We start from the raw sequence: 25,394 nt of genomic DNA on the forward strand, positions 1-25,394 counted from the left end.
TAATCGTAAACTGGCTCAGGAGGGTCAGCCATCGATACAGCGCTAAACCAATTGAAGGATGCTACAACCGTTAAGCAAGGTAAAAACTGGCGGGCAAGAATGGAAAACGGAGTGGAAATCGTAGAAATGATCGGCGACTGCAACGTCTGCTACGACGAGGTCTGCCGCAACGGCTTTTGCTTCGACGACGTAAAAAAGGAGTTCGACTGGTACAAAACCGGCAAGGTGAACATCGCGCACGAGGCAATAGACCGCCATGCGAAGTCCTGGCGCAAAAACAAAGTAGCCCTATACTGGGAAGGGGCTGATGGAAGCGACCGCAAGTACACGTTCCAGGAGCTAAAGATAAGGACGGACAAGCTGGCAAACGTGCTGAAAAATGCCGGGGTAAAGAAGGGGGACCGCGTCTTCGTATACCTGCCCAGGATACCCGAGCTTTACGCCAGCGCCATCGCGATAGCAAAAGTGGGCGCCATATTCGCGCCGCTTTTCGGGGGCTTCAGGGCGGATGCGGTCCGAGACCGCATAAACGACGCGGAGGCATGCATGGTCATCACGACGCCCGAGATGAAGCGCCTAGGCATCGACCCCATAAGGAAGGAGATACCATCGGTTAAGAACATATTGCTGTGCAACATACCCCGGAACTACGACCTGGAGCCGGGAGACCTGAGCTACGACGCAGAGATGATATACGCCTCCGAGCAATTCGAGCCCGAGTGGTGCGACCTCGAAGACCCGGTGATAATGCACTACACGTCTGGCACTACTGGCAAGTCCAAGGGAGTCGTGCACGTCCATAACGCCATGATAGGGCACTACATAACCACCAGGTGGGTTCAAGACCTGAGGGATGATGACGTGTTCTGGTGTACGGCTGACCCGGGATGGGTCACGGGCACATCTTACGGCATTTTCGGCCCGTGGCTGAATGGCGCCTCCCAGGTGGTATACGCAGGCAGGTTCTCGCCCGAGGCGTGGTACTGGGTCATCGATAAGTACAAGGTGACCGTGTGGTATACGGCCCCGACGGCGCTGCGCATGCTCATGAAGGCGGGCGACGAGGTCGTAAAGAAATACCACCTGGACAGCCTGAGGTACATCACGAGCGTCGGCGAGCCGCTAAACCCAGAGGTCATCCGCTGGGCCATGCGCGTCTACGGGCTGCCCATCCACGAGAACTACTGGATGACGGAGACGGGCTGTAACGTTATCGCTAACTTCTACAGCCTGCCGCTCAAGGTTGGCTCCATGGGCAAGCCATTCCCGGGCATAGAGGCCGCGGTCGTGGACGATAAGGGAAGGGTACTGCCTCCAGGCGTGCCCGGCAACATCGTGATAAAGCCAGGCTGGCCTTCCATGATGAGGGGCATATGGAATAACCCGGAGAAATATAGCGAATACTTCAGGATACCAGGCTGGTATATGACAGGAGATAGCGGCTTCGTTGACTCCGATGGCTACTTCTGGTTCACCGGCCGCATCGACGACGTCATAAAGACCTCGGGGGAGCGCGTCGGGCCATTCGAGGTGGAGAGCGCCCTGCTCGAGCACCCTGCGGTGGCCGAGGCGGGCGTCATCGGCAAGCCCGATCCACTGTATGGTAACATCATCAAGGCCTTCATATCGCTGAAGCCGGGCTACGAGGGCACGGATGAGCTTAAGAGAGAGATATCAGACTTCGTTAAGACAAAGCTAGCCGCCCATGCATTCCCACGGGAGATAGAGTTTAAGCCCAACCTGCCAAAGACCAGGAGCGGTAAGATCATGCGTCGTGTGCTAAAGGCCATGGAGCTGGGCCAGCCGTTGGGCGACCTGGCCACGCTAGACGACGAGTAGGGAGGTGACTCATAGAGAGCATAGCAAGCACCGGAGATTTGCCGGGCTGATGGGGCATGCCGTCCTCATCGGCCCCACCAATAACGTTTTATGAAGGCCACGTCATACTCTTTTTGAAATGATAACCGATGACTTTGACTACCTCGCCCCAGGGGGGCGCTCTTATACAATAGCATCCGGCCTGATTGCCGGGCTAAAGAAAAACTCTCGAGTCCTGGAGATAGCCTGCGGCAGAGGCGAGGCGGCGTGCGCTCTTGCCGAGAAGTTTAAGTGCCACGTCGAGGCGTTCGACATAGACCCCGTGATGGTCGAGTACTCCCGCAAGAAGGCGGAAAGCCGTGATCTGGCAGAGCACGTTGATTTCTTCGTAAAGGATGGCAGGGATATGGACTTCGGTGAGGGTAAATATGATCTGGTTTTAGCTGAGGGGGGCGCTTTAACTTATATCGGTAGAGAGGAGGGCGTGGCGAGGTGCGCCGACCTGCTCAAGGAGGGACGCTATCTGGCCCTGATGGATCTAATCTATACGCGGGATGACGTCCCCCAGCCGGTTAGAGATGCCTACGAGGAGGGAGTTTATAGGTATTTGACTGAAATACAGTACCGTAAGCTGCTCGAGAGCAATGGCTTTGAGGTCGTCTTCGCAGCTATGCTCCCCCAGTCTGCCTGGGACCGGTATTATATGCAGATGCGGCGGAAGGTGTTGAGCCACCGGAATAAGTATACGAAGGAGTTTAAGGACTCCATGGCGAGGGAGATTGACGTTTACTATAACTATGGCGGGATTTTTAGCGTCGGCTACTTTTACGCAATCGCCAGGCTGGCCAGGAAGAAGCAGGTGAAGCCCGCTCCTAAGAATTTGCGCATACCCCTGGCGTTTAGCTTTGTAAGGTGATTAATAGGCTGAGGAAAATTATAAGTAGATGTATGTGCATTTTAGCTTCGCCCTTTTTAAACGCTCCGGTAGTGTAGCGGCCAATCATGCGGGCCTTTCGAGCCCGCGACTCGGGTTCAAATCCCGACCGGAGCATGGCGTATTTTCTGATAATGGATGGTTTTGTACCACGTCTTCTATTAATAGAAGAACCATCTGCACGATCATTGCTTTCTCATGCTAAAACATCTGGCCGACCATTGCTTTCTAAAAAGCAACCATAGCAAAAACCCAATACAACATTAAAAAGCATACTTATTTATACTATAATCTTGTTTAGAGATATGCAGGACTTATTCTGCACGAGTAATATAAATGAGAGACAGTGGATTTAGGGGCCGAAGAAGCTTCGGAGGCCCAAGAGAGATGCACAAGGCAACTTGTTCTGATTGCGGTAAAGAATGTGAAGTACCCTTCCAGCCCACCGAGGGTAGGCCGGTATATTGCCAGGACTGCCTTCCAAAGCACAGGAAGCCCAGGTTCTAAACTCTTTTCGCTAAAGTGAATTCGGGCAAGTAAACTAAAATAGCATCAACAATTTAAAATAATACGAAGGGGCGACTCTTCGTATGAACTATTTTTAATTATTATTTTTAATTATTAATTCATGGCATGTTCAATTGTTATTATGAGCTATTTGTTTAAGTTGCGCTAAACCGGCCAGATTTTCACGCAGGATTATCGCCACAACCGTCAGGCTGGGGGCCCACATGTCGAGCGGGCTTACCATGGGAAATATCATAGATATTAAGGACACGGCCTATCGTATTAACCTCCTCAGGGCTCATGTCGTCACGAACGCGAACCAGCCTGGGGAAACGCAACGCATAGCCGCTGGAATATATGGGGCTTTTTTGGATTTCCTGGAACTTAACCTCTACGATGACGTCGGGCTTCACGTCCACGACACGCCCACGCTCCGCGTGGATCAGGGGCTTAAGGCGCTCGGTCATCTCCTGAAGCTGCTCATCAGAGAAGCCGCTGGCCACCTTGCCAAGCACGAGGTAGCGGTCATTTTCCTCATCATAGGCTGCGACCTCGAACGAGGTCAGCCAGCCCGCCTTTCGCCCGTGGCCCCACTCCGCAGAGACGATGGCCAGGTCCAGCGTATCAAGCACCTCTTTTATCTTGACCATCTTCCTGCCCCGGACGCCCGGAGTATACGTCGCCTGGAGGTCCTTTGCCATGAGGCCCTCGTTGCCACGCTTTATGGACTCGTCGAAAAGCTCCTGAGCCTCTTCCACTTTGTCCGTAATCAAAGCGGTAGCGGGCTTGCACTTCTCGTCTACGGGCATGATGTTCTGCTCGAGGATGCGCCGCCTTTCTATGAAAGGCAAGTCTATCATGCTCTCCCCGTTCACGTACAAGATGTCGAACGGCCTTAAGAACAACGGGAACAGCTTCTCAGTCTCCTCGACCTTGTAGATGCGCCGAAGCCTCGTGAGGATGTTCTGGAAGGGCACCGGACGGCCGGTCTTAGGGTCGGTGGCTATGCACTCGCAGTCGAGGATCACGGAATCGGCCTTAACGCTCTGCTTCACGTACCTCACTATTTCTGGGAGGGCTTCCGTAAGGTTCTCAAGGCGCCTGCTATAAAGCCGCACCTGGTCGCCGAGCTTATGTACCTGAAGGCGCGCCCCATCGTACTTGGTCTCGAAGTCCGCCCTGCCGCCCAGGACTTCGAGGGCTTCCTGGATGCTGGCCACGTTCTGCGCCAGCATCGGCCTCACCGGGCGCATGGGCCTTATGCTTATGCCCTTTAGCCCCCGCTCGCCCTCAAGCATCGCCACCCTTGCGGTCTCCCCCAGGTCGCTCGTGAGCATGTTGGCCCTCCTGACCAGCTCGACGTCCACGCCAAACGCCTTCGCTATCGCCTCCTCCATGACGCCTTCCTTGGCGCCCGAGAGGACGTACTCTATGGCCAGGCTTACGATGTATTCGGCCTCCTTCGGCGTTGCCCTATGCAGCAGCCCGATGAGCAGCTTTTGTTTTTTAGCCGCCGAGCCCGCTCCGGCCTGCCTCGCAATCTCGGCAAAAGTACGGTTAACGTCCATTACCGTGAGCTCATCCGCTTCGAAGAACATGGCCTGCCTGCGCCTCTGGAACATCTCCTCGGCAGTAATGCCCAGATGGCCGGTCCGCTTATAGCTCTCTATCACTTTGCTCTCCGAGTTATACGTTATGGATGATATGACCTTTATTATCGTCTGTCCAGCTATCCCTATCTTTCGCTCGTCCCATAGAGGGAACACCCTTCCTATAAGAAATGTGACGACGACGGGCATCTCATCAGGCGGCACGTTTTTTATGAAATCCGCGATAATAGCCGTCTTCTCCAGCCTGCTCTGCGTCTTCTTGAGCTTCTCGAAGACCTCGACCAACTCTTTGAATAGCATGATACCATTGCTATTATTCTGCATCTGATGCCATATAATTTTCATGGCCGCTTCACATGGAATGCTTATATATCCCCTGCCATATAGACGTATTGATTTTATATGGATGTCTCGAAGTCTCTCACAATAGCCCGGAGGCGCTTCCAGAACGGGAATTATATGCTTTCGTTGAATAAGTATGGGGCGGCCAGGAAAGAGTTCGAGGTGGCCCTCACGCTCTTTGAGAGGGCTGGCTCTTTTAAGGAGACGGCTGAAGCCCTGAATAATATCGGGATTATTCTGGTAAAGGAGGGCTTGCCCGTGGATGCGAAGGCTTATTTTGAGCGCTCCTATGGGCTAAAGAAGGCTAATGGCGTTGATGGCGAGCCCCTTTTTAATACTCTGTATAACCTGGTCGGCCTGGGTGGGGCGCTGTCTGAGGAAGAATTTGAGAGGTATTTCCTGGAGATGAAGGCTATAGGGGATAGTCTGGGCGGGGAGTTTATGGATATCGTGGCCAGGGAGAAGGCCGTTTATGACCGTTTCGTTGAGGCCAGGGAGCGGGAGAGGCTGAGGCGGGAGGAGGAGGCGCTGGCCCGGGGCAGCCCGTCGGGCGCGCTGGCGCACCTCAAGAAACATGGCTTGCCCGCTTTAGTAAGGGTAAAATTCATCCTTTATGGCGTTGCGGTTGACGTGCCCGAATTTTCTTATGAGGATGAGGGGGCGAGCGTGAAGCTGCTTGGCATCAGCCATGCTGATGGCAGCGCATCCATTGGCGAGGCCGAGTTTGACGCGCCATACGATAGCGTCGAAGAGATGCTTTCCGGCGCTGAGGAGCCAGCGCTGCTGAAGGATGCCTTAAGGCATGTTAAGAGATTCATGGAGGCGGTTGCGATGGTCAGGGAGGATATTGGCTTTTGCGTGGGCCTGCAGGGCTTTGAGGTGGTTTCCGCGGCCATCAGGAACGCGTTCGGCGACTATTTCGAGATATACACGGGCGGGAAGCGCGGGCCGGCCGTGAACGTTACGTTGACAGGGGAGGACGCCATGCTGGTCAACATGATGCTTTCCACCCGCCACTCTCTTTATAAGCTGCTCCTGTTGAACGCTAAGCGCTCCATGTCTGAGGGCAACTACTCTCTTTGTGTCGTGGATGCCGTCGCCGGCTTTGAGGCGTTCCTGGATCTTTTGCTGAAAAAGGCGTTGCCTGAGGCCGAGCGTAAGGATTACCTGTCGCTCGAAGGCCCTTGCCTGTACGAACGGCTGCGCTTTTTTAAGAAGCTTATAGGCCGGGCCGGCGACCAGGACTCGCTTGAGCATTGCCTCGGCGACGCAGGCAGGGAACTTGATGATGCATTGGCCTGCTATGGCGATATCATGAGCAATAGTAACAAAACCATCGGGGCCTGTGAGGCCGCCAAAGCACTGGAAGCGGTTAAGAGCGCCATATATGACCTAAAATCCCGCTACGAAGTTTAGCCTAAATCGCCATGGCTACTTATGGGTGCGGACCACGAGCACGTTGCATGGCGCCCTGGTGACGATTTCGTCCGCCGTGCTACCCAACAAAAAAGTATAGTAGGAGGGGCGCTCGGTAGCGCCGATTATTATGAGAGAATAGCCCCCAGACCTGGCAACATCGACGATATTATCGACCACTCCACCCGTCTTAAACAAGGTCTCGACGGACGAGCCCAGCCGCTCCGCATGCAATTTAGCCTTTTTAAGGATGATGTTACCCTTCTCGGCATCGGCATCGGAGCCGACGAAAAGAGACGTGACAAGGCCACCTGACATCCGCTGAAAATGGAGGGCGATATTCAGCGCCCGCTGGGCGTGCTTATAGCCAGACGTGGGCACCAGGATCTTATCATACCTGATGGGCGGCAAGGCCTTAGCGTAGCTAAAGATGACGACCTCACAGGGCGCCTCCCTCAAGACCCTATCCACGACGTTACCAAAGAGGACCTTCTCGGGGACGGTTCGCTGGCTCGACCCCATCACGATCAGGTCGGCCTTGTAGCGGTCGGCCAGGTCAAGTATCGCCCGGGGAGTGTCACGGGCGGCGACTATCTCGAGCTTCGGCCTCACGCCACGGCTCTCACAATGCTTTGAGGCCTCCATGAGAAGCTCCCTGGCCTTCTCCTTCCTCGTCTCCGCATACTCGTAAGGAAGCTGCTGCGGCACCTCGATGACGTTTATCAGCCTCAAAGTACCCCCTTTTTCAAGCAGGTTGCAGGCGATCTCGACCAGGCTTTTAGTCGTCTCGGGCCTGGACACGGGCACGAGCACGCTCTTATGGAGAACTCCAGGTTCGCCCGCATTTCCTGTAGCGAGCAAAACCGGCCACGTTTTTGCCATCTTCAGGACGCCTATAGATATGAAAAGCACGGCGGGGAGGATAAGCATGAAAGAGCGATTGATAAATGTGAGCCATAGCATGTAGAGGCCTAATAGCAATAGGGCTGTAGCTAGCAGCGCATCGGCGGCCATGATGGATAGCGCAACTCTTCCCTGCCTTACCAGGCCCTTTTTCCTTACTAAGCTTGCCTCTGGCATGGAGCCTCCAATCGTTTCAAGTATTTCTCCTCCTTATTTCTTCCGATATCTCCGGGTGAAGCTCATGGGCTACTTCGGGGTAAGTCACCTGCGTGCCCGGCACCGACTCCTTCCAGTCCAGTCCCTGGCGTTTCCTGTACCAAAGGTAAAAGGCTATGCCCACGATGAACCACAGCGTCCCCACGATCTTGCCTATCTCGTGTAGGCTAAGCACCAGTATCCAGACGAAAAGGCATACGAAGAACCCTAGAAGGGGAAGTATGGGGACGACCGTGGGCTTGCCCCTCAGCTTTAGGCCGATGGCGAAGGGGGACTTGAACGGCCTGTACAGCTCCGGCCTCCTGTTCCTGAGCTTTATCAGGGCAAGGTTCACGAGCATGAACGAGACCAGGGCGCCGTAATTGTAAAGGTCGCCCAGTATCACAGTCGGGTCTTCACGGGTTAGCCGGTAGGTGCCCATGAGCCATACGAAAAGGATGAAGCCGACCGAGGCAAGGGTAAACACCACGATGGTCCGTGTGGGGACCCGAAACTTTGGGTGGATGTGGCTAAACCATACTGGCATTATCCTATAGCGGGCCATCGAGTACGTCACCCTGGAGGCGCCGATGACGCCCGTGTTCGTTGACATGAGCAGCATGGTGAACCCGAGGAATCCCACGTATAGTGGTAATATGATGACCAACGGGTTCGATGGAGTCAGCCCCAGCACGATGCCCCTCGCCACCCCTGCGACAGGGTCGTTCTGATACGTCTTGCCAATTACGCCTGGCGAGATGGTCGGAAGGCCTACTGCGAGCACGGTTAAAAGCATTCCGGCGAGTATGACGGCCACGATCAAGGCAAAAGTGGACTTAGGGATGGTCTTGTCAGGCCGTTTGGTCTCTTCGGCCGCCTGCGATATAGACTCCAGCCCGATGAATGAGACCATGGCCACCGTTATGCCCCACCCGAAGTTCGCCCAGGAGACGCCGGTGCCAAGCTGAGATATGTTTCCCGCAAAAGTGGGAAGGCTCCATACTAAGGCAAATCCGATGAGAAGCAGGATGGCCTCGCTTATGATGCTTAAAACCGAGAGGAATATGTTGAAGCTGGCGGACTCCCTTATCCCTATGTAGTTTAGCGCCATGAGGGCGACGCTGAGGATTATCGTGGCGGCGGCCTGGACAGTATAATCTGCTGTCCCTCCAGCCGATATGGTGTTAAGGCTGTTAAGGCTCGCCAGGCTCCCCACATATGGCACCCCTATCTGCCCCAGCCCCATCAAAAAGCTTCCCAGGTACCCCATGGTTATCCACCCGAATAGGGCTATATCTATGGTATAATCGAGCAGAAGGCCCCAGCCTGCGATGAAAGCCCAAAAGTCGTCAAACGCCTCCCTTGCGAATATGGAGGCGCCGCCAGCCTTTGGTATTGCCGATGCGAGCTCTGCATAGCTTAGCGCGGTGAACATGTACCCGAGGGCGGCCACTGCGAGCGCCAGCGGCGCCACGCCCGCTGCGAAGAAAAGCACAAGCCCGAGGGCTACGTAAATATCGGCCCCCACATCAGCGAACCCTATCGAGAAAGACCCCAGCACGCCCAGGTCTCTCTTTAGCGTTACCTCCTCTATCTCAGGAGTAGGCCAGGGTATGGGCGTAGACCTGGCCTCTGTTTCTGGCTCATCGCTGCTCGTTCAGGACACCTATTATAAGTCAACTTAAATATATAAAAACGTTAATAAAACTAAAACCCGTATATCGCCCTAAATTTCAATCAGCCTTATAACCCTGAGCCGGTGAATTTAAAAAGAGGAGCATATGCCAAGGCTTACGAAAAATGAGGATGCCTGTATAGCATGCCATAGGTGCGAGGCGATTTGCGCATGGGCGCACCACGTCGTCTTCAACCCCCATAAGGGCAGGGTAATCGTAGACCTGGAGTATCCTGACACACACCAGCTAAGGATATGCATACAATGCGGAAGGTGCGCTGACGCATGCCCGATGGACGCCATTTACCAGGACTTCACGATTTTAACGACGAGCGAGCAGGGCATCTACAGGCTGGATGAGAGCAAGTGTACGGGCTGCGGGGAGTGCATAGAGGCGTGCCCCACTAAAGTATTACAGTTTTATGCGGATAAGCGTATGCCCAGGAAGTGCGACTTTTGCCTTGGCCAGCCCATGTGCGTGCGCTATTGCCCGACAAAGGCTTTAGGCTGGGTACTGGGGTGACCTATGAGAGGCGGTTATGCGGGTAAGGTCCTGAGGCTTGACCTGGACGGGCCGTCATATAGGGTTGAGCGGCCACGCGAGGAGGACCTGGAGCGGTTCATAGGCGGAGAAGGGCTTTGCATAAAATACCTCTATGACGAGGTGCCCCCACACGCAGACCCCCTGGGCCCGGAGAACCGGCTGATATTCATGACCGGGCCGCTCACGGGCACCCTGGCCCCAACGTCCGGCAGGCACTGCGTGGCCACGAAATCGCCCTTGACAGGATGCCAGACCACCGCCCACGCAGGCGGCTCCTGGGGCGCAGAGCTCAAGTTTGCTGGCTACGACGGGATCATCGTAGAGGGGAAGAGCAAGAGCCCTGTATACGTGTTCATCGACGATGGGGACGTCCATTTTTATGATGCCAGCGGCCTATGGGGCAAGGATACGCTTCGGACGGACACGCTGATAAAGAAGGAATTGAACGACGATAAGCTCAGCATCACGTACATAGGCCCGGCTGGCGAGAATCTCGTAAAGTATGCGACGGTGATGAACGACCAGCAGCGCTCCGCGAGCCGGGGAGGCCCAGGAGCTGTCATGGGGTCCAAGAAGCTGAAGGCCATCGCAGTCAGGGGCACGCAGGACATCAGGGCCGCGAGCCCGGGGCGATATTTTAAGTCGATGAACGAGCTGCTGGATACGTGCTATGGCCATGTAGTGACGGGCAGCCTTTTCCCATCATACGGCGTCACCGGCATCATTGGGCTTATGAACGAGAAGGGCGCGTTGCCCACGAGAAATCATCAAACGGGTAATTTTGAGGGCGCCGACCGGATATCAGGCCAGGCCATGGCAAGCGCCATGCTAAAAAAGACGAGGGGATGCTTCTGCTGTACGATACACTGCACAAGGGTCATAGATATACCGTATGGTCCTTACCATGGCACCCGCGGCAAGGGGCCTGACTATGACTCCACCGTGGCATTCGGCTCCCAGTGTGGCAATGATAGCCTGGAGGCCGCCGCCCATGCCAACCTGCTATGTGACATGTACGGCCTCGATACCGTGTCGGCGGGCGCCACCATAGCGTGGGCCATGGAATTGTATGAGAGGGGGATAATAGGCGATGATGAAACTCGTGGAGTCAGGCTAAAGTGGGGAGACCACGAGGCCATGACCTCCATGGTGCACAAGATAGCCACCAGGTCGGAGTTTGGGGCCGTGCTGGCTGACGGGATTGAAGAAGCCGCTAAGAGGGTTGGGAGAGGCTCGGAAAGGTACGCCCAGAGCGTGAAAAACCTGGACCTGCCGGGCATCGAGGCGCGGGGGAGCAAGGGCATGGCGCTCGGCTACGCCACCGATAACAGGGGCGGGGATAACCTGAGGCCCTTCGCGGCGGCAGCAGAATGCATGGGCTTTCGCTCAAAGGAGCTGGGCATGCCTGAAAGCTTTGATGCCCTTGGCGAGGCGGACAAGGCGAGATGGGTCGTGCAGTGCCAGAACTATTCGGTTGCCGTAAACTCGCTTGTGGTATGCATGTTTACGATTATAGCTTTCACCGTGGAGCCGGGGCAATATGCGCGTCACCTGTCAGCGCTTACTGGAATGGAATACGATAAGGATAGGCTGCTTGAGGCGGGGGAGCGCATCTGGAACCTACAGAGGGCCTTTAATGCACGCGAAGGGTTCTCCCGCAGGGATGACCGCCTGCCATACCGCCTCACGTCAGAGCCCGTGCCCGATGGCCCGACCAAGGGCAGCGTCGTGCACCTTGAAAAGATGCTCGACGAGTACTATGAGGCAAGGGGCTGGGACAAGGAGACAGGATGGCCGACCAGGGAAAAGCTGGCTGCCCTGGGGCTGGAATACGCCGCAAACGACCTTGAGAAATCTCTCCCCGCCACGTAGAATTTATATTAAACAAATGTATAATATAAATGTGATAGTTATGAAGAAGGTCAAGATATATTCGCAACCTACCTGCCCTGATTGTAATAACGTCAAAGCATACCTTGATAGAAAGGGCGTTCCCTATGAGGACATCAACGTCCAGGAGGATAAGAAGGCGATGGAAGAGATGGTGAGGCGCTATGGCATCAGGGTGACGCCGGTGATAATCATCGGCGACAGGGTGATGGTCGGCTTCAACGCCCCAAAGCTTAACAAGCTTCTTAGCGCGGAAGATTAATCTATACTAAAGGCAAGATTTTTTTTTTGATGAGCCTACTTGACTTGATAGTTATTGGAGCTGGCCCGGCGGGCATGACTGCCGCCATATATGCGAAGCGTAAGGGCCTATCACTGCTTGTAATAACGGACTCGGTGGGCGGGCAGGTATCGAGCACTGGCAGAGTTGAGAATTACCCTGGCCTTGGAGGCGTCACCGGCCCGCAGCTCGTTTCCGCCATGAAAAAACAGCTCGAAGGTCTAAGCGTGGACATCAAGCTGGGGCGGGTCTCGAAGCTGGAAAAGATTGGGGATAATTTTAGGGTTACTACTGCGGGGGGCAATGCCTATGACGCCAGGGCTGTAATCATAGCCTCAGGGTCTCATTGGAGGGAGCTTGGCGTGCCGGGAGAGAAGGAGTATAAGAATAGGGGCGTGAGCTATTGTGCCACATGCGATGGCCCGCTGTTCGCGGGCATGGACGTCGCCGTAGTTGGAGGGGGAAACTCTGCGGCTGAGGCAGTGCTCGATATCATAAACATGGTTTCAAAGGTCTACCTTGTCGTGAGGAGCACGCTTAAGGCCGATAAGGTCATGGTAGACCGCATCATGGCGAGCGACAAAGTAACGGTCTTAACAGGCTATACCGTTGAGCGCATACATGGCAACGACTTCGTTGAGCACCTGGATATAATATCAAAGGATGGTGAGCGAAAAACGTTGAATGTGGGGGGCGTTTTCGTCGAGATAGGGCTGTCGCCAAACGTCAATTTCGCAAGAGGCCTTGTACAGCTTAACGATAGGGGCGAGATAGCGGTTGATGGCTACTGCCGCACCAGCGTTCCGGGCGTGTTTGCGGCCGGAGACGTGACAAGCGTTCCACAGAAGCAGATCGTGGTGGCGGCTGGCGAGGGCGCCAAAGCCGCCATGTCAGCCTACGCCTACCTGAGCATCCAAAAATAGCCCTATATCTCCTCTTCCTTCTTTTCAGAGGCCAGCTTGGCCACCGCCACGACCGCGTCGTCCTCGGACTTCAGCGTGATAATCTTTACGCCCTGGGTATTGCGGCCTATCTCCGAGACGTCCTTGACCTTGATGCGCATCATGATGCCGTCCCTCGTGACCAGTAGAATCTGGTCATCCTCGGTGACCGATGCGACAGCAACTACTCCACCATTACGCAAGGTGGTCTTGATGTTTATCATGCCCTGGCCTCCCCTGTGATGGGGCGTGTATTCAGAGACAGGGGTCCGCTTGCCAAACCCATTCTCGCACACTGTGAGGATTGAGGCGCCCTCGCTCAACACTTCCATCCCCACGACTCTATCCTTCTCGGCCAGGCGTATTCCTATTACTCCGGCCGCCTGCCTGCCCATGCTCCTGACCTCGGACTCGTGGAAGCGGTTCGCCTTGCCGTCCCTCGTCGCTATGAGCACTTCTTGGCCACCATTGGTCATTTTCACCGATATGAGCTCGTCGCCCTCATCGAGCTTGATTGCCATAATCCCGGTAGAGCGGATATTCTTGAACGCCGACAGGGGGGTCTTCTTGACGATGCCCTCCCTGGTACACATCATAAGGTAATGCCCATCATCGAACTCCTTTATGGGTATCATGGCGGTGATGGACTCGCTCGGCAACAGCGTGAGCAGGTTAACTATTGCCTTGCCCCTGGACTGGCGGCTCGCCACCGGTATCTCGTAGACCTTTAGCGAGTACACCCTTCCCTTGTTCGTGAAGAACAGCAGGTTGTCATGGGTCGAAGCGGCGAAAACGTCCACTACGAAGTCCTCGTCCTTGGTCTCCATCCCCATGACCCCCATGCCGCCCCTGCGCTGGGTGCGATACGTGTCCAGTGGCTGGCGCTTAATATACCCGGTATTGGAGATGGTGACCACGACGGTCTCCCTTGGTATTAAGTCCTCGTCCAGGATTTCGCCCTCAGACTCGACTATCCTTGTCCTGCGCTCGTCCCCATACTTTTCCTTTAGCTCCAGCAGCTCCTTCTTGATGATGTCGAGCACCTTCTGGGGGCTGGCCAGCACCTCTTTTAGATAATCGATAAGCTTTAGCTGCTCCGCCCGCTCATCCTCGACCTTCTTGCGCTCCAGGGCGGTCAGGCCTCTGAGCCGCATGTCCAGTATGGCCTTCGACTGCTCGTCGGACAGGCCATACTTAGACATGAATATGGCCTTTGCATCGTCCGCGCTCGCCGACTTTCTCAGTATGTCAACGAAGTCGTCAATATTATCAAGTGCTACCAGCAGGCCTGCCAGGATGTGCTCCCTGGCCTGCGCCTTCTTAAGCTCGAACTGGCTTCGCCTGGTGACCACGTCCTGCCTGTGCCTTATGTAATGCTCTATGGCCTGCTTCAGGCTCAGCGTCATGGGCTGGTTATCGACCAAAGCAAGGTTGTTTACGCCGAAGGACACCTCCATCTGGGTGTGCCTGTAAAGCTGGTTCAAGATGACACGGCCATTCGCCGACTTCTTGAGCTCGATGACTATGCGCATGCCATCCCGGTCGGACTCGTCCCTGAGATCGGATATGCCCTCTATCTTCTTGTCCCTAACCAGGTTCGCTATGTCCTCTATGAGCTTCGCCTTATTCACCTGGTAGGGCAACTCGGTTACAATTATGACGTCCTTGCCGCCCTCCTGCGTGATCTCAGCGACAGCCCTTATCTTTATGGCTCCCCTGCCGGTCAGGTAAGCCTCCTTTATGCCCTCCCTTCCATAGATTATGGCTCCGGTCGGGAAGTCCGGGCCCTTCACGTAATTTAACAGCTCAAGGGGGGATATTTCCGGGTTGTCGATGACGGCCACGGTACCATCTATCACTTCGGCAAGGTTGTGCGGGGGAATGTTGGTCGCCATGCCCACGGCTATCCCGGAGGAGCCGTTGATGAGCAGGTTCGGCAGCTTCGCCGGCAATACCACGGGCTCCTTCAGCGACTCGTCAAAGTTGGGTATGAAGTCGACCGTCTCCTTGTCCAGGTCGGCCAGCATCTCGTCGGCTATCCTCGCCAGGCGGATCTCGGTATAACGCATTGCGGCTGCGCCGTCTCCATCAATGCTGCCGAAGTTGCCCTGGCCGTCTATCAAAGGATATCGCAAAGAGAAGTCCTGGACCATCCTGACGATGGTATCATAGATCGCCATATCCCCGTGGGGGTGATACTTACCCATGACGTCGCCCACAACCCTTGCGGACTTCTTGTAGGGCTTATCATGGGTGTTCCCAAGCTCATACATGCCATACAATACCCTGCGGTGCACGGGCTTCAGCCCGTCCCTCACGTCGGGGAGCGCCCTGCCCACGATTACGCTCATGGCGTAATCTATGTAGGACCTCTTCATCTCTTCCTCGATCTTTACGGGGATGACCTTTTGTAACGACTTCTGCTCATCCATATTATCATACGTCCAGGTTTCTCACGAGCTTGGCGTTCTTCTCTATGAAGGCCTTCCTGGGCTCCACCTTGTCGCCCATCAGCACCGAGAATATGTGGTCCGCCTCCGCGGCGTCCTCGAGCGTGACCTTCAGCACCGTCCTTGTCTCCGGGTCCATGGTAGTGCTCCAGAGCTGCTCTGGGTTCATCTCACCAAGGCCCTTATAGCGCTGTATGGTATAGTTTGACCTGCCCATCTCATCTAGCGCCGCGTTAAGCTCCTTTTCGCTATAGACGTACCTTTCCTCCTTTCCCTTTTTAATCTTGAACAGGGGCGGCTGGGCTATGTAAACGTAGCCCGCCTCGACCAGCGGCTTCATGTAGCGATAGAAGAAGGTGAGGAGAAGCGTCCTGATGTGCGCACCGTCCACATCCGCATCCGTCATTAGTATGATCTTATGATACCGGGCCTTCGAGATGTCGAACTCGTCCCCAACGCTGGTCCCCAGCGCCGTGATGAGCGCCTTTATCTCCTCGCTCTGGAGCGCCTTGCTCAGCCTGGCCTTCTCGACGTTCAGTATCTTGCCGCGGAGAGGCAAGATGGCCTGGTACATCCGGTTTCGCCCCTGCTTTGCCGAGCCGCCCGCAGAGTCCCCCTCGACCAGGTATAGCTCGCATTTCTCCGGGTCCTTTTCCGAGCAGTCCGCCAGCTTGCCAGGGAGCGTGGAGCTCTCCAGCGCAGACTTGCGCCTCGTCAGCTCCCGTGCCTTACGCGCCGCCTCCCTCGCGTGGAACGCCTGGATGGCCTTTTCGATTATCTTGCGCGCGTCCGCCGGGTTCTCCTCCAGGTAATCGTCCAGTCCCTCTCCGACGAGCGAATTTACGATGCCCTGCACCTCGCTATTGCCCAGCTTGGTCTTGGTCTGCCCCTCAAACTGGGGGTTCGTAAGCTTGACGCTGATAATGGCTGTGAGCCCCTCCCTGACATCGTCGCCAGAGAGCACCATGTCGCCCTTCAGCAGGTTATTTTTCTTAGCGTAGTCGTTAAAGCTGCGCGTCAGGGCTGACCTGAAGCCGCTGAGGTGGGTGCCGCCCTCAGTCGTATTAATATTATTGGCGAAAGCCAATACTATCTCGTTATAGCCATCGTTGTACTGCATGGCTATCTCTACATTAGTAGTATCCTTCTGCTTTTCAAAGTAGATGACCTTATCATGGAGTGGCGTCTTGCCCTCGTTCAGGTAATGGACGAACTGTACGATTCCGCCCTCGTAGTGGAAGACTTCCGACACGCCCGACCTGGCATCCGTAAAAGTAATCTTAATGCCCTTGTTGAGAAAGGCCAGCTCCCTGAGCCGGTTTGCCAGTATATCATACTTGAACTCGGTTGTCTCGAATATCGTGGGGTCCGGCTTGAACGTCACCCTCGTGCCGGTGCCGATTGCCGTGCCTATCTCATGGACTTCGTCCGTAGGCTTGCCCCTCACGTAGTCCTGCACGTAAAGCCTGCCGTTTCTCCTTACTTCGACCTTCATCCATTCGGAGAGGGCGTTCACCACCGACACGCCCACGCCGTGTAGCCCGCCTGACACCTTGTACGTCCTGTTGTCAAACTTGCCGCCGGCGTGAAGCATGGTCATGACTATCTCGAGGGCTGGCCTGTGGTATTTTTCGTGCATCTCGACGGGGATGCCTCTCCCATCGTCGTTGACCGTCACGCTTCCATCGTTATTGATCGAGACCTCGATGTTCTTGCAGTACCCGGCAAGCGCCTCGTCGATGCTGTTATCTACCACCTCGTATACAAGATGATGCAGGCCCCTCTCGTCCGTTGAGCCTATGTACATGCTGGGCCTCTTTCTCACCGCTTCGAGGCCCTCCAGCACCTGTATGCTCGAGGCATCGTACGCCTGTGGCGGCATCTCGCTAGACATTATATGCTCTACCTCTCCTTTTTAGGTCGTTAAAAATTTTTGCTGCAATGGATGAAATTTTACCCCTTTACCTTAATTTTTATATAAACGGGTTTTTGACCTATGTTTGCCTTTTCGTGTACCTATTTTAATAGCCCGCCATAGCATATATATTTAGTGCTCCGGGCTGAAATGAGGCAAGAGTGAATAATGAATGACAAGGTTAAATACTTGTTATTCTTTCGATCTCTTCGTTCCATGCAACTTTTAGCGCTTTTGGTACACTCTTATCACTTAGATGGCTTATCATTTTATCCTGAAATATCCTCCTCCCTCTAACGCCGATAATGACTAGAGAATTTATTAGCCAACCCCTTATATCGATGAACCTATACAAAACATAGGTAAGAATATCCAGAAGAGCTTGGGGGTTCGATTCCCTGGAGACCATATCGATTAAAGTGATTAATGCATCATAGCCTTCTTTATCCTTCAGCCCTTGTCTTGTCATCTCGTTAAACTTTACATTTCTGCGAAAAACGCTTAGATACGGGCCTCTAGAGCAAGGCATGCTCTTCTCATTTCTGCACTAAAAGGCACCCGTGGTTTAAGGTTGTTAATAAAGCTCTCCTCTGCGAGCTTATAGCCTTGTTCGAGGATTTCCCTACACTTTTGTTCATTCACAGGCATGATAGATGGCTCAATAATTTACCCAGAGCACTTCCCTTCTAGGCTTTTTTATGGAATGGCAATTTTTAACCGGCTCTTCTATACACTTCCAATCATTATATAGTCTATCCATTAGCTCGCAATGGTAACCGGATATGGCGACCTTGCCCTTAACGCCATGTAAAACATCTGCCAGCCTTAAATGCTCTTCTTCACTCATTTCATACTTATATGACTTAACATCTCCCCTGGACTCATGAGGATACGGGGGGTCACAATAGAAAAGGGTATCTTTACTATCGTATAGCCTTATGACCTCGATGGCCGGCCTGTTCTCTATCTGTACCCTTAAAAGTCGCTCGGCGATTTCGGGTAAGCCCTCAATGCTGCCAAGCCACCTTGAGACGGCTCCGGACATGCCCGCTCTGCTCGTTAATTTACAGTTTGCCCATCGCCCTATTGAGGCTGTCTGGGCAAGGCCAGTCCTGACTTGCCTGGCCCTTACAAAAAACCGCCTTGCCCTCTCTAGGTCCGATAGCTCTCCGTCGGGCTCGGAAATTGCCAGGGCGAATTCTTCCCTTGAAAACGGAGTCAGGGCTATCGCCTTAATCAAATCCTCCGTCTGATTTCTCAATACCCTGAAGAAATTAACGACTTCTCCATCGATATCATTATACGTCTCTATCGGTGAAGGGTGCCTGTTTAGCAATACTGCTGCGGAGCCGCCGAAAGGCTCGCAATAGTGATGCGTATAGGGTAATAGGGGCAATAGCCAGTTAAGATGGCTATACTTGCCTCCATACCATCCAAATGCAATCTTTCTTCCGGGCGACTTAATGCCAGGTTCAGAAAGCCCCTCCTCATGCTGTAAAGCCATTTGAATTCCAGGCTTTTTTATAGCCGGTGTTAATGTGGATATTAGTTTTTCGTTTGCACCGGTATTCTCTGAGTCATCAGAGTACATGTCGTTCTCCTTACATAATCTCTTGCTTCCTAATGATATATACTTCATGATAGAGTGAAGTGAAATTATTAATAGGATAGCTGGGTTTGTCTTACTTATGAGGCTTGATGAGTATCTTGTTAGAGAGGGTTTAGTCTCCTCGAGGAGCCGGGCGAAGCACCTCATAGAAAGAGGGCTGGTGAAGGTGGATGGAAAGGCGATAACGAAGCCCTCCCAGAGGATCGAGTATGGGAGGGCTGTGACAGTAGAGGGGGAGGACAGGCCGGAGGGATACTTTAAGCTGAAGCGCATACAGGATGAGTCGGGCATTTTAAGGGAAGGGGACGCGGTGCTCGACATCGGGTCAAGCGCGGGCGGGTTCTTGATGTATGCCGCAGGCATCGCCTCGAGGGCCACGGGCATCGAGTTTAGCGAGGAGTTCAAAAAGCCTCTTAGGGCGGTTGAAAAGGAGTACCCTAACGTGAAGGTCTTCTTCGGCGACGCCTTCACGATGGATATAGCGAAGCTGGACGGCCCCTACGACGTCATCCTGAACGACATGACCGTCGAGCCCATGAGCTCCGTCGACGTCCTGGCACGATACCTGCAACTATTAAAGAAAAACGGCAGAGCCCTACAGGTGATAAAGCTCGGCCAGGCGGGCAGCCTCGATCCCATCGTAAAAAAACTAGAAGACACAGGCCTAAAAGTAATAAAAATCATAAAACCAGAAAAGATGGAAGCCTACATCATAGCAGAAAAATAAAAGAGTTAGCCAAAGATGGCACCCATGCCCGACGCCGCCTCTTCCTCCTCCTTGTGAACGTAGTCGAGAACCTGCCTCTCCTCATCGCCAGAAAGCTTCGCAAGCGGCAGCTTCGACTCCTCGATGCGCCTCAGCGCCTCCTTCATCTTCTCCGGGTCCTCAGCCTTTACATACAGGTAATAGCCAGACTTGCGCGCCGTGCCCATGAGCGCGGCCTCCCTGGCGCTCGGCCCGAGGCGCTTGAAAAATTCCTCTTCTAGAAGCTTGTCCACGGACTTCTTATCCTTCTCCTCGTAAAAATATACTACTTCCATTTGTACACCTTTTAGCTTATTGCCGGCGATGGCTCATAAATGTGATGCTCAAGCGCGGTAATGCTTCCGAAGCCTGCTTATCTGCTCTCCTTTGAATATGATTTTTTCGACAACGGGGCCATGGGGCGGAGAATCCCCTTGAAACGATGAGATGGATCCGCCCCTTGCTCTTCAACATGAAAATAATACTTTTGGCAAGCATACTGTGAATGTATAAATAGTCGAGAATAGTATTTATGTCTTGAAGTTCCACCGTATGGCAGCCAAAATTTTGTTCTACACAGGAACCGTCTTCCGTGTTTGAGGACAAGGCCTCCATGGGCTCCGCCCGATGCTGAGATGACAGGCTGAAAGTACGCTCGCCCCTGGAGAAGGAATGGAGCGTACAAGGTGGATGCTCCTGATTTCAATCAGGAGAGAAGGTCACGCTTAACCAGCACCCTATCATACCTAAAAAGGATACGGGACGCTCCTATCATGTCCAGCGCCTTCTTCGGGCCTTCGATGGGGTCGCTCGTGTGGACGATGGAGACGACGGCACCTCTAGCCATATAGCCCTCAATAAAAATATCCTACAACTAATATTTTTCCATAATCTCGGCCGGCGTATATACCTCGCTCAGCCACTTAAAGTGCCTCTTATTATTCGTGACCATGGGTATCTTACGCTTATAGGCATACGCCCCGATGGCATAATCGACTGCATTATCCGAGAAATCGTGTCCCTGCAGCGCATTTTTTGCCGCAATCAGCGCTTGTCCCTTATCGAACGAAATGACCTCGATATCCAGGCCATTTAAAATGCCTAAAAATCTTGTCATTGACCCGCCCACTCTTTTCATCTCATTGTAAGATAGCTCCATAAATGCAAGTGAGGACAGGTAGCCTTTCACGTCTTTTTTCCTCATCCATTCTAAAAAATCCGGGTCGCTTCTAAAAACATTAGAATCCAGGCATACGTCCATTAGACAATACCTTCTCTCTTTAGCCTTTTAGCCCATCCTTCCCTGAACTCTTTATCCGTTTTGTCAAAATCCTTAAAACCTTCCGCCATCTCATATATCATGTCTTTTAGGCTTCTAAGAACGACCTTATCATCCTCCTCAATGAATACGACTTTATCGCCGGGCCCGACCCCGATCTTATTTCGGACATCGGCAGGCAACGTTATCTGGTTCTGGCTCGATACCTTACTTGAACATGGCTCCATTTATAATCACATATCATTAAATGATTATAGCAATATTAAATGTATCTGTTATAGCATTTAACTACAAACCTGGAAAGCTATAAAAGCTACGAATACAGTATGGAATCCGGCATATGACTATCATCGAAATGGCGAAGTGCATCCTTAAGGAGGGCCCCATCTGCGATAGCTGCCTGGGCAGGCAGTTCGGCAAGCTGTCGACGGGCTTAACGAACGCACAGCGCGGCTTCGCCATCAAGGTCGCCCTTTCGATGCAGGCGGCCGCTGATGGCGACATGGAGGCTCAAAATCTATTGGCCACGTCGTTTCTGCCGGCCAGGAAGGTCCTGGGCATTGAGGCTCAGGACGAGGAGTGCTGGCTCTGCAGGGGATTATTCCAGGATTTAAAAAATATCGAAAAATGGGCTGACAGGTGTATCGAGGCCGCAAAGGGCTTTGAGTACGACACGCTGCTCGTGGGCACGAAGGTGCCGCCCATCTACTCTGAAAAGGAGGAGGTGCTCTGGGCCGAGTGCGGCCTCACCCATGCCGAGCCCCTGAAGGCGGAGCTGAACCGCGAAGTGGGGAAAGCCGTATCCATTAAGGCGGGCAAAGAAGTGGACTTCAAGAGGCCCGACGTCGTCTTCACCATCGACCTCGCTAAAGATATGGTGGAGATGAAGGCTAACTCGTTATTCATATATGGCCGCTATAACAAGTACGTCCGGGACATCCCGCAAACGAGGTGGCCGTGCAGGGAATGCGGCGGAAAAGGGGTAAAGGGCGAGGCCATATGCCAGCATTGTGGGGGCACGGGCAAGATGTACCCGACGTCCGTTGAGGAGCAGATAAGCCACGAGGTAAAGCTGGCCTTTAATGCGGAGGACGGCGTGCTTCACGGGGCAGGCAGGGAGGACATAGACGCCCGCATGCTCGGGGAGGGGAGGCCGTTCATCATGGAGGTCGTCAGCCCCCGCACCCGATGGGTGGACCTCGAAAGCCTGGAGCAAAGGATAAACGCCTACGCCTCGGGCAGGGTATCGGTTTCAGGCCTTCATTACGTTGATAAAAGTGCAGTCAGGGAAATAAAAAGCATAAAGCCCGATAAGACTTACAGGCTTAAAGTTATATACAATGACGCTCTTTCAATAGAAACGCTTAAATCTTCGCTGGCTATCCTATCTGGCGCGGCCATATGCCAGCGGACGCCCGAAAGGGTCCTGCACCGAAGGGCTGACCTTGAGAGAAGGCGCAGGGTATATGATATAACGCTTGAAGAGCTAAACGAAGCGGAGAAGTATTTCATCATAACCGTCCGGTGCGAAGGCGGGCTTTACGTGAAAGAGCTCGTATCCGGCGATAAAGGCCGGACAAGCCCGTCCCTCTCGGCCCTGCTGGGCAGGGAGTGCCGCGTCGCAGAGCTGGACGTTATAAGCGTCGAAGGAGGAATATCATGGCAAGATCACATGGCGAAAGAAAGAAGACCAGGTACAAGTTCACAAAGGCGCTAAGGGAGCGGGGACTCTCGCCCGTAAGCCGTGCAGTCCAGGAGTTCGAGGTCGGGCAGAAGGTCCACATCGACATCGACCCGAGCGTCCACAAGGGCATGCCATATCGCCGCTTCCAGGGCAGGACTTGCACTGTCATCGGGACCCGCGGTAGGGCCTACATACTTGAGATGTACGACGGCGGCCTCAGGAAGGAGATCATCGCCCGCCCACAGCACCTCAAGCCCCAGAAAGGCCAGTAATCTGGTGACGTTGCATGATAATAAAGAAGGTAGAGAGCGAGGAGCTATTAACGCTCCCCGAGGTCAGGGATATCCTTAACCGTATCAAGGAAGAGCGGGAAAAGGCGGGCCAGGAGCTGCGCTACGAGCAGAAGCGTGCCGTGGAGCACGCCAACCTTTTTGCCAAGGTTGGCGCAAAGGAGTCCAGGGACATGGTTAACGAGCTTCTTACCCTCGAGAAGATGAAGCTGGACATAGCGGTGAAGATAGCAAACCTGTGCCCGCGCACGAAGGATGAGCTTCGGGCTATATACGCTAAGGAGAGGTTTACGCTTAGCGAGGCAGAGCTTAAGGCCATACTGGATATCGTAGGTAAATATATCCAGGCTTAAGCAATCTTTTTTTATTTAAACGTATTATATTGTATGAGGGCGACCCTTGATGCCGATGACCCATACTACTGATATTAAAGAAGAATACGCCTATATCCTGGACTTTCTCCCCACCGGGCACGCCGAGGACACGAGGCCGATACACTTGCGTAAGCCGCTGGCCCAGGCGCTTGGCGCGGAGCACTTCATATTGCTTGAGCTGAGCGTCAAGGAGGGCGCGAGGGTGGAGATCGAGAGCAAGGTGTTCGTTGGCAAGGGGGAGAGGGATATTGTCAAGCACGTCGAGAAGAGGCTGAAGTATGACGAGCTGACCCCGAGCGCTAAGGTCGAGCTGCCGTACATTATCGAGAAGATCGTCAGGGAGAACGAGGCTAAGTACGTGGAGTTCTTCAACACGGCGCAGCCTATCACGACGAGGCTGCACATGCTGGAGCTGTTGCCGGGCATCGGCAAGAAGATGATGTGGGCGATAATAGACGAACGCAAGAAGGGAAAGTTCAGGAGCTTTGCGGAAATTGAGGCCCGCATTAAGGGCCTGCACCACCCGGAGAAGCTTATCGCCAAGCGGATTGAGCAGGAGATTCAGGACGAGCAGCTTAAGTACAGGATGTTTGCCCGGTAATGTCCGCCAGCATTAAGCCCGATAAGCGCAAAGATCAACATTTTTTAATTGACAGGGATGTTTTGCGTAAAATCGTTGATTTTGCGGATATTCATGGGAATGAGGATGTCTTAGAGATTGGCGCCGGCCCGGGGAACCTGACGGAGCTACTTGCCCAAAGGGCTCGCCACGTCTATTCCATTGAAATTGACCCCGCGCTGGCCTCTCTCCTGGAGGAGCGGTTCAAGGACTCAAACGTCACTATTATCATGGGTAATGCGCTGAAGGTGGCGTTTCCTCGCTTTGATAAGGTTGTGGCGAACCTGCCTTACTCGATATCTTCTGAGGTTACGTTTAAGCTGCTGAGGCACGATTTCAGGCTTGGCATACTTATGTATCAGCGGGAGTTCGCCAGGAGGATGATGGCGAAGGTGGGGGAATCTGAGTATTCGCGGCTCTCTGTGGGCGTGCAGTATTTTGCCGATGTGGAGGTGTTGATGAAGGTGCCGCCTCGAGCTTTTATTCCGCCGCCCGAGGTGGAGTCCGCAGTCGTGAAGCTTACGCCGAGGCCAGCCTCGTATTCGGTCAAGGATAGGGGCCTGTTTATGGGCCTGGTGACGGCCGCCTTTATGGGTAGGCGTAAGCGGCTCAGGAATGCCCTCGCCAAGGGAGAGCACGTCGTGGGCATTACAAACATGAAGGAGCTTACGTTAAAGCTGCCGCAGGACTTGATGGAGATGCGGGCCGAAGAGGTGTCGCCGGAAGAGTATGCAAGGCTGGCCGACCTCTTGTGCGAGTTGAGAGGGCATGAGCATCAGGATATACCGGGATAAGGAGTTTGAGCTGCTTGACGAGGTCTATGACCCTGGCGAGGACTCCTTTTTGCTGGTAGAGGCGGCTCTGAATGAGGCGCGCCCGTGCGATAAGGTGCTGGAAGTTGGCACGGGCTGTGGCATCGTTTCGCTGTTTGTAAAAGAGGTAGCTGCCAGCGTTGTGGCGACCGACATAAGCCCTCACGCATGCAGGAATGCCAGGCTTAATGGCGTTCCAGTGGTCAGGACGGACCTCTTTAGCGGGATATGCGGCAGGTTCGACCTCGTTGTTTTTAACCCGCCGTACCTGCCGACTCCGCCGGAGGAGCGGCTTAGCTCGTGGCTGAACCGGGCCTTTGACGGCGGCCCCACTGGAAGGAAAGAGGTCTCGCGCTTTCTAGCGGACATCGACCGCATACTGGCCCCTGGTGGGCGCATCCTTACTGTAATCTCTACGCTGACGGGCATCGACGAGACCAAAAGGATGTTCGAGGAGCGCGGCTTCAAGGCAGAACAGGTTTCCAGCGAAAAGGTGCCCTTCGAGAGGCTCGTCGTATTAAAATGCATAAGATAGGAATCATTATTTCATCAGGCTGCATAA

26 protein-coding genes and 1 tRNA gene are annotated in these 25,394 nt (G+C 53.9%); 16 read left to right on the forward strand and 11 right to left on the reverse strand.

Going from position 1 to position 25,394, the window contains the following annotated elements; genetic code table 11:
• The first annotated feature begins 99 nt into the window (after nucleotides 1-99).
• The 4 genes from acsA to MTC_RS12920 all read left to right on the forward strand — a co-directional run bounded on the left by acsA (nucleotide 100) and on the right by MTC_RS12920 (nucleotide 3,259).
• Nucleotides 100-1,839, forward strand: coding sequence for an acetate--CoA ligase (gene acsA / locus MTC_RS11120; RefSeq protein WP_014406794.1), 1,740 nt, complete (start codon nucleotides 100-102; stop codon nucleotides 1,837-1,839).
• 118 nt (nucleotides 1,840-1,957) lie between these two features.
• The gene (locus MTC_RS11125; protein WP_014406795.1) at nucleotides 1,958-2,734 is read left to right on the forward strand and encodes an SAM-dependent methyltransferase; all 777 of its coding nucleotides are present in this window, start codon (nucleotides 1,958-1,960) and stop codon (nucleotides 2,732-2,734) included.
• Between the two features lie 62 nt (nucleotides 2,735-2,796).
• Nucleotides 2,797-2,869: transfer RNA gene (locus tag MTC_RS11130), tRNA-Glu, on the forward strand.
• A gap of 219 nt (nucleotides 2,870-3,088) precedes the next feature.
• On the forward strand, nucleotides 3,089-3,259 hold the full coding sequence (locus tag MTC_RS12920) for a CxxC-x17-CxxC domain-containing protein (protein ID WP_081476828.1): 171 nt from the start codon (nucleotides 3,089-3,091) through the stop codon (nucleotides 3,257-3,259).
• Nucleotides 3,260-3,441: 182 nt separating this feature from the next.
• On the opposite strand, the gene MTC_RS11135 is transcribed toward MTC_RS12920, so the two are convergent.
• Nucleotides 3,442-5,214, reverse strand: coding sequence for an ATP-dependent DNA ligase (locus tag MTC_RS11135; RefSeq protein ID WP_237705903.1), 1,773 nt, complete (start codon nucleotides 5,212-5,214; stop codon nucleotides 3,442-3,444).
• Between the two features lie 57 nt (nucleotides 5,215-5,271).
• Between MTC_RS11135 and MTC_RS11140 the strand changes: the two genes are divergently transcribed.
• Nucleotides 5,272-6,627, forward strand: a complete 1,356-nt coding sequence (locus MTC_RS11140) for a hypothetical protein (protein ID WP_014406797.1) — start codon at nucleotides 5,272-5,274, stop codon at nucleotides 6,625-6,627.
• Nucleotides 6,628-6,642: 15 nt separating this feature from the next.
• Here MTC_RS11140 and MTC_RS11145 read toward each other — a convergent pair whose 3' ends face one another.
• Together MTC_RS11145 and MTC_RS11150 are read right to left on the reverse strand one after the other, a co-directional pair.
• Entirely contained in the window at nucleotides 6,643-7,707 is a 1,065-nt protein-coding gene (locus MTC_RS11145) for a universal stress protein (RefSeq protein WP_014406798.1), read from the reverse strand.
• Between the two features lie 16 nt (nucleotides 7,708-7,723).
• Nucleotides 7,724-9,286, reverse strand: coding sequence for an APC family permease (locus MTC_RS11150; protein ID WP_014406799.1), 1,563 nt, complete (start codon nucleotides 9,284-9,286; stop codon nucleotides 7,724-7,726).
• A 220-nt stretch (nucleotides 9,287-9,506) separates the two neighbouring features.
• Between MTC_RS11150 and MTC_RS11155 the strand changes: the two genes are divergently transcribed.
• From MTC_RS11155 to MTC_RS11170, 4 genes are read left to right on the forward strand one after another with little or no spacing between them, the layout of a single operon-like run.
• Nucleotides 9,507-9,923, forward strand: a complete 417-nt coding sequence (locus tag MTC_RS11155; protein ID WP_014406800.1) for a 4Fe-4S dicluster domain-containing protein — start codon at nucleotides 9,507-9,509, stop codon at nucleotides 9,921-9,923.
• Between the two features lie 3 nt (nucleotides 9,924-9,926).
• Nucleotides 9,927-11,816, forward strand: coding sequence for an aldehyde ferredoxin oxidoreductase family protein (locus tag MTC_RS11160; protein WP_014406801.1), 1,890 nt, complete (start codon nucleotides 9,927-9,929; stop codon nucleotides 11,814-11,816).
• Nucleotides 11,817-11,856: 40 nt separating this feature from the next.
• Nucleotides 11,857-12,096 carry a glutaredoxin family protein gene (locus tag MTC_RS11165; RefSeq protein WP_014406802.1) on the forward strand — a complete coding sequence of 80 codons (240 nt, stop codon included), beginning with the start codon at nucleotides 11,857-11,859 and terminating at the stop codon, nucleotides 12,094-12,096.
• Nucleotides 12,097-12,125: 29 nt separating this feature from the next.
• The gene (locus MTC_RS11170) at nucleotides 12,126-13,037 is read left to right on the forward strand and encodes an NAD(P)/FAD-dependent oxidoreductase (protein ID WP_014406803.1); all 912 of its coding nucleotides are present in this window, start codon (nucleotides 12,126-12,128) and stop codon (nucleotides 13,035-13,037) included.
• Between the two features lie 2 nt (nucleotides 13,038-13,039).
• On the opposite strand, the gene gyrA is transcribed toward MTC_RS11170, so the two are convergent.
• From gyrA to MTC_RS11190, 4 genes are all read right to left on the reverse strand, one after another.
• On the reverse strand, nucleotides 13,040-15,487 hold the full coding sequence (gene gyrA / locus MTC_RS11175) for a DNA gyrase subunit A (protein ID WP_014406804.1): 2,448 nt from the start codon (nucleotides 15,485-15,487) through the stop codon (nucleotides 13,040-13,042).
• A gap of 4 nt (nucleotides 15,488-15,491) precedes the next feature.
• A complete protein-coding gene (gene gyrB, locus MTC_RS11180; RefSeq protein ID WP_014406805.1) occupies nucleotides 15,492-17,399 on the reverse strand; it encodes a DNA topoisomerase (ATP-hydrolyzing) subunit B in 1,908 nt (635 codons plus the stop codon).
• 202 nt (nucleotides 17,400-17,601) lie between these two features.
• On the reverse strand, nucleotides 17,602-17,889 hold the full coding sequence (locus MTC_RS11185; RefSeq protein WP_048189382.1) for a hypothetical protein: 288 nt from the start codon (nucleotides 17,887-17,889) through the stop codon (nucleotides 17,602-17,604).
• A gap of 189 nt (nucleotides 17,890-18,078) precedes the next feature.
• Nucleotides 18,079-18,924, reverse strand: coding sequence for a DNA adenine methylase (locus MTC_RS11190; protein ID WP_143767145.1), 846 nt, complete (start codon nucleotides 18,922-18,924; stop codon nucleotides 18,079-18,081).
• Nucleotides 18,925-19,108: 184 nt separating this feature from the next.
• Between MTC_RS11190 and MTC_RS11195 the strand changes: the two genes are divergently transcribed.
• Nucleotides 19,109-19,756: a S4 domain-containing protein gene (locus MTC_RS11195; RefSeq protein WP_014406808.1), complete on the forward strand. Its 648-nt coding sequence runs from the start codon at nucleotides 19,109-19,111 to the stop codon at nucleotides 19,754-19,756.
• A gap of 5 nt (nucleotides 19,757-19,761) precedes the next feature.
• On the opposite strand, the gene MTC_RS11200 is transcribed toward MTC_RS11195, so the two are convergent.
• From MTC_RS11200 to MTC_RS11210, 4 genes are all read right to left on the reverse strand, one after another.
• Nucleotides 19,762-20,070, reverse strand: coding sequence for a hypothetical protein (locus MTC_RS11200; protein ID WP_014406809.1), 309 nt, complete (start codon nucleotides 20,068-20,070; stop codon nucleotides 19,762-19,764).
• 410 nt (nucleotides 20,071-20,480) lie between these two features.
• On the reverse strand, nucleotides 20,481-20,621 hold the full coding sequence (locus MTC_RS13405; RefSeq protein WP_014406810.1) for a hypothetical protein: 141 nt from the start codon (nucleotides 20,619-20,621) through the stop codon (nucleotides 20,481-20,483).
• 27 nt (nucleotides 20,622-20,648) lie between these two features.
• Entirely contained in the window at nucleotides 20,649-21,035 is a 387-nt protein-coding gene (locus MTC_RS11205; protein ID WP_014406811.1) for a type II toxin-antitoxin system VapC family toxin, read from the reverse strand.
• On the reverse strand, nucleotides 21,035-21,280 hold the full coding sequence (locus tag MTC_RS11210) for an AbrB/MazE/SpoVT family DNA-binding domain-containing protein (protein ID WP_014406812.1): 246 nt from the start codon (nucleotides 21,278-21,280) through the stop codon (nucleotides 21,035-21,037). Before MTC_RS11210 ends, MTC_RS11205 begins: the two co-directional genes overlap by 1 nt.
• 113 nt (nucleotides 21,281-21,393) lie before the next feature.
• Here MTC_RS11210 and MTC_RS11215 point away from each other — a divergent pair, with 113 nt between their 5' ends.
• From MTC_RS11215 to MTC_RS11240, 6 genes are read left to right on the forward strand one after another with little or no spacing between them, the layout of a single operon-like run.
• Nucleotides 21,394-22,770: a tRNA pseudouridine(54/55) synthase Pus10 gene (locus tag MTC_RS11215; protein ID WP_014406813.1), complete on the forward strand. Its 1,377-nt coding sequence runs from the start codon at nucleotides 21,394-21,396 to the stop codon at nucleotides 22,768-22,770.
• Entirely contained in the window at nucleotides 22,713-23,009 is a 297-nt protein-coding gene (locus tag MTC_RS11220) for a 50S ribosomal protein L21e (RefSeq protein ID WP_014406814.1), read from the forward strand. The genes MTC_RS11215 and MTC_RS11220 overlap by 58 nt, the downstream gene beginning before the upstream one ends.
• Nucleotides 23,010-23,023: 14 nt before the next feature.
• Nucleotides 23,024-23,380: an RNA polymerase Rpb4 family protein gene (locus tag MTC_RS11225; RefSeq protein WP_014406815.1), complete on the forward strand. Its 357-nt coding sequence runs from the start codon at nucleotides 23,024-23,026 to the stop codon at nucleotides 23,378-23,380.
• 49 nt (nucleotides 23,381-23,429) lie between these two features.
• Complete coding sequence (locus MTC_RS11230) at nucleotides 23,430-24,002, forward strand: DUF655 domain-containing protein (protein WP_014406816.1); 573 nt, start codon at nucleotides 23,430-23,432, stop codon at nucleotides 24,000-24,002.
• The gene (gene rsmA, locus MTC_RS11235) at nucleotides 24,002-24,814 is read left to right on the forward strand and encodes a 16S rRNA (adenine(1518)-N(6)/adenine(1519)-N(6))-dimethyltransferase RsmA (RefSeq protein ID WP_014406817.1); all 813 of its coding nucleotides are present in this window, start codon (nucleotides 24,002-24,004) and stop codon (nucleotides 24,812-24,814) included. The genes MTC_RS11230 and rsmA overlap by 1 nt, the downstream gene beginning before the upstream one ends.
• Nucleotides 24,789-25,367, forward strand: a complete 579-nt coding sequence (locus MTC_RS11240; RefSeq protein WP_014406818.1) for a HemK2/MTQ2 family protein methyltransferase — start codon at nucleotides 24,789-24,791, stop codon at nucleotides 25,365-25,367. The genes rsmA and MTC_RS11240 overlap by 26 nt, the downstream gene beginning before the upstream one ends.
• The last annotated feature ends 27 nt before the right edge of the window (nucleotides 25,368-25,394 follow it).

It is taken from the genome of Methanocella conradii HZ254, from assembly GCF_000251105.1.
In the GTDB taxonomy this organism is placed as follows: domain Archaea; phylum Halobacteriota; class Methanocellia; order Methanocellales; family Methanocellaceae; genus Methanocella; species Methanocella conradii.

Excerpts from the sequence above, each read along its gene's own strand:
- acsA (WP_014406794.1), top strand. The coding sequence starts at position 100 with ATGGAAAACGGAGTGGAAATCGTAGAAATGATCGGCGACTGCAACGTC.
- MTC_RS11125 (WP_014406795.1), top strand. The coding sequence starts at position 1,958 with ATGATAACCGATGACTTTGACTACCTCGCCCCAGGGGGGCGCTCTTAT.
- MTC_RS12920 (WP_081476828.1), top strand. The coding sequence starts at position 3,089 with ATGAGAGACAGTGGATTTAGGGGCCGAAGAAGCTTCGGAGGCCCAAGA.
- MTC_RS11135 (WP_237705903.1), bottom strand. The coding sequence starts at position 5,214 with ATGAAAATTATATGGCATCAGATGCAGAATAATAGCAATGGTATCATG.
- MTC_RS11140 (WP_014406797.1), top strand. The coding sequence starts at position 5,272 with ATGGATGTCTCGAAGTCTCTCACAATAGCCCGGAGGCGCTTCCAGAAC.
- MTC_RS11145 (WP_014406798.1), bottom strand. The coding sequence starts at position 7,707 with ATGCCAGAGGCAAGCTTAGTAAGGAAAAAGGGCCTGGTAAGGCAGGGA.
- MTC_RS11155 (WP_014406800.1), top strand. The coding sequence starts at position 9,507 with ATGCCAAGGCTTACGAAAAATGAGGATGCCTGTATAGCATGCCATAGG.
- MTC_RS11160 (WP_014406801.1), top strand. The coding sequence starts at position 9,927 with ATGAGAGGCGGTTATGCGGGTAAGGTCCTGAGGCTTGACCTGGACGGG.
- MTC_RS11165 (WP_014406802.1), top strand. The coding sequence starts at position 11,857 with ATGAAGAAGGTCAAGATATATTCGCAACCTACCTGCCCTGATTGTAAT.
- MTC_RS11170 (WP_014406803.1), top strand. The coding sequence starts at position 12,126 with ATGAGCCTACTTGACTTGATAGTTATTGGAGCTGGCCCGGCGGGCATG.
- gyrA (WP_014406804.1), bottom strand. The coding sequence starts at position 15,487 with ATGGATGAGCAGAAGTCGTTACAAAAGGTCATCCCCGTAAAGATCGAG.
- gyrB (WP_014406805.1), bottom strand. The coding sequence starts at position 17,399 with ATGTCTAGCGAGATGCCGCCACAGGCGTACGATGCCTCGAGCATACAG.
- MTC_RS11185 (WP_048189382.1), bottom strand. The coding sequence starts at position 17,889 with ATGACAAGACAAGGGCTGAAGGATAAAGAAGGCTATGATGCATTAATC.
- MTC_RS11190 (WP_143767145.1), bottom strand. The coding sequence starts at position 18,924 with ATGGCTTTACAGCATGAGGAGGGGCTTTCTGAACCTGGCATTAAGTCG.
- MTC_RS11195 (WP_014406808.1), top strand. The coding sequence starts at position 19,109 with ATGAGGCTTGATGAGTATCTTGTTAGAGAGGGTTTAGTCTCCTCGAGG.
- MTC_RS11200 (WP_014406809.1), bottom strand. The coding sequence starts at position 20,070 with ATGGAAGTAGTATATTTTTACGAGGAGAAGGATAAGAAGTCCGTGGAC.
- MTC_RS13405 (WP_014406810.1), bottom strand. The coding sequence starts at position 20,621 with ATGGCTAGAGGTGCCGTCGTCTCCATCGTCCACACGAGCGACCCCATC.
- MTC_RS11205 (WP_014406811.1), bottom strand. The coding sequence starts at position 21,035 with ATGGACGTATGCCTGGATTCTAATGTTTTTAGAAGCGACCCGGATTTT.
- MTC_RS11210 (WP_014406812.1), bottom strand. The coding sequence starts at position 21,280 with ATGGAGCCATGTTCAAGTAAGGTATCGAGCCAGAACCAGATAACGTTG.
- MTC_RS11215 (WP_014406813.1), top strand. The coding sequence starts at position 21,394 with ATGACTATCATCGAAATGGCGAAGTGCATCCTTAAGGAGGGCCCCATC.
- MTC_RS11220 (WP_014406814.1), top strand. The coding sequence starts at position 22,713 with ATGGCAAGATCACATGGCGAAAGAAAGAAGACCAGGTACAAGTTCACA.
- MTC_RS11225 (WP_014406815.1), top strand. The coding sequence starts at position 23,024 with ATGATAATAAAGAAGGTAGAGAGCGAGGAGCTATTAACGCTCCCCGAG.
- MTC_RS11230 (WP_014406816.1), top strand. The coding sequence starts at position 23,430 with ATGCCGATGACCCATACTACTGATATTAAAGAAGAATACGCCTATATC.
- rsmA (WP_014406817.1), top strand. The coding sequence starts at position 24,002 with ATGTCCGCCAGCATTAAGCCCGATAAGCGCAAAGATCAACATTTTTTA.
- MTC_RS11240 (WP_014406818.1), top strand. The coding sequence starts at position 24,789 with ATGAGCATCAGGATATACCGGGATAAGGAGTTTGAGCTGCTTGACGAG.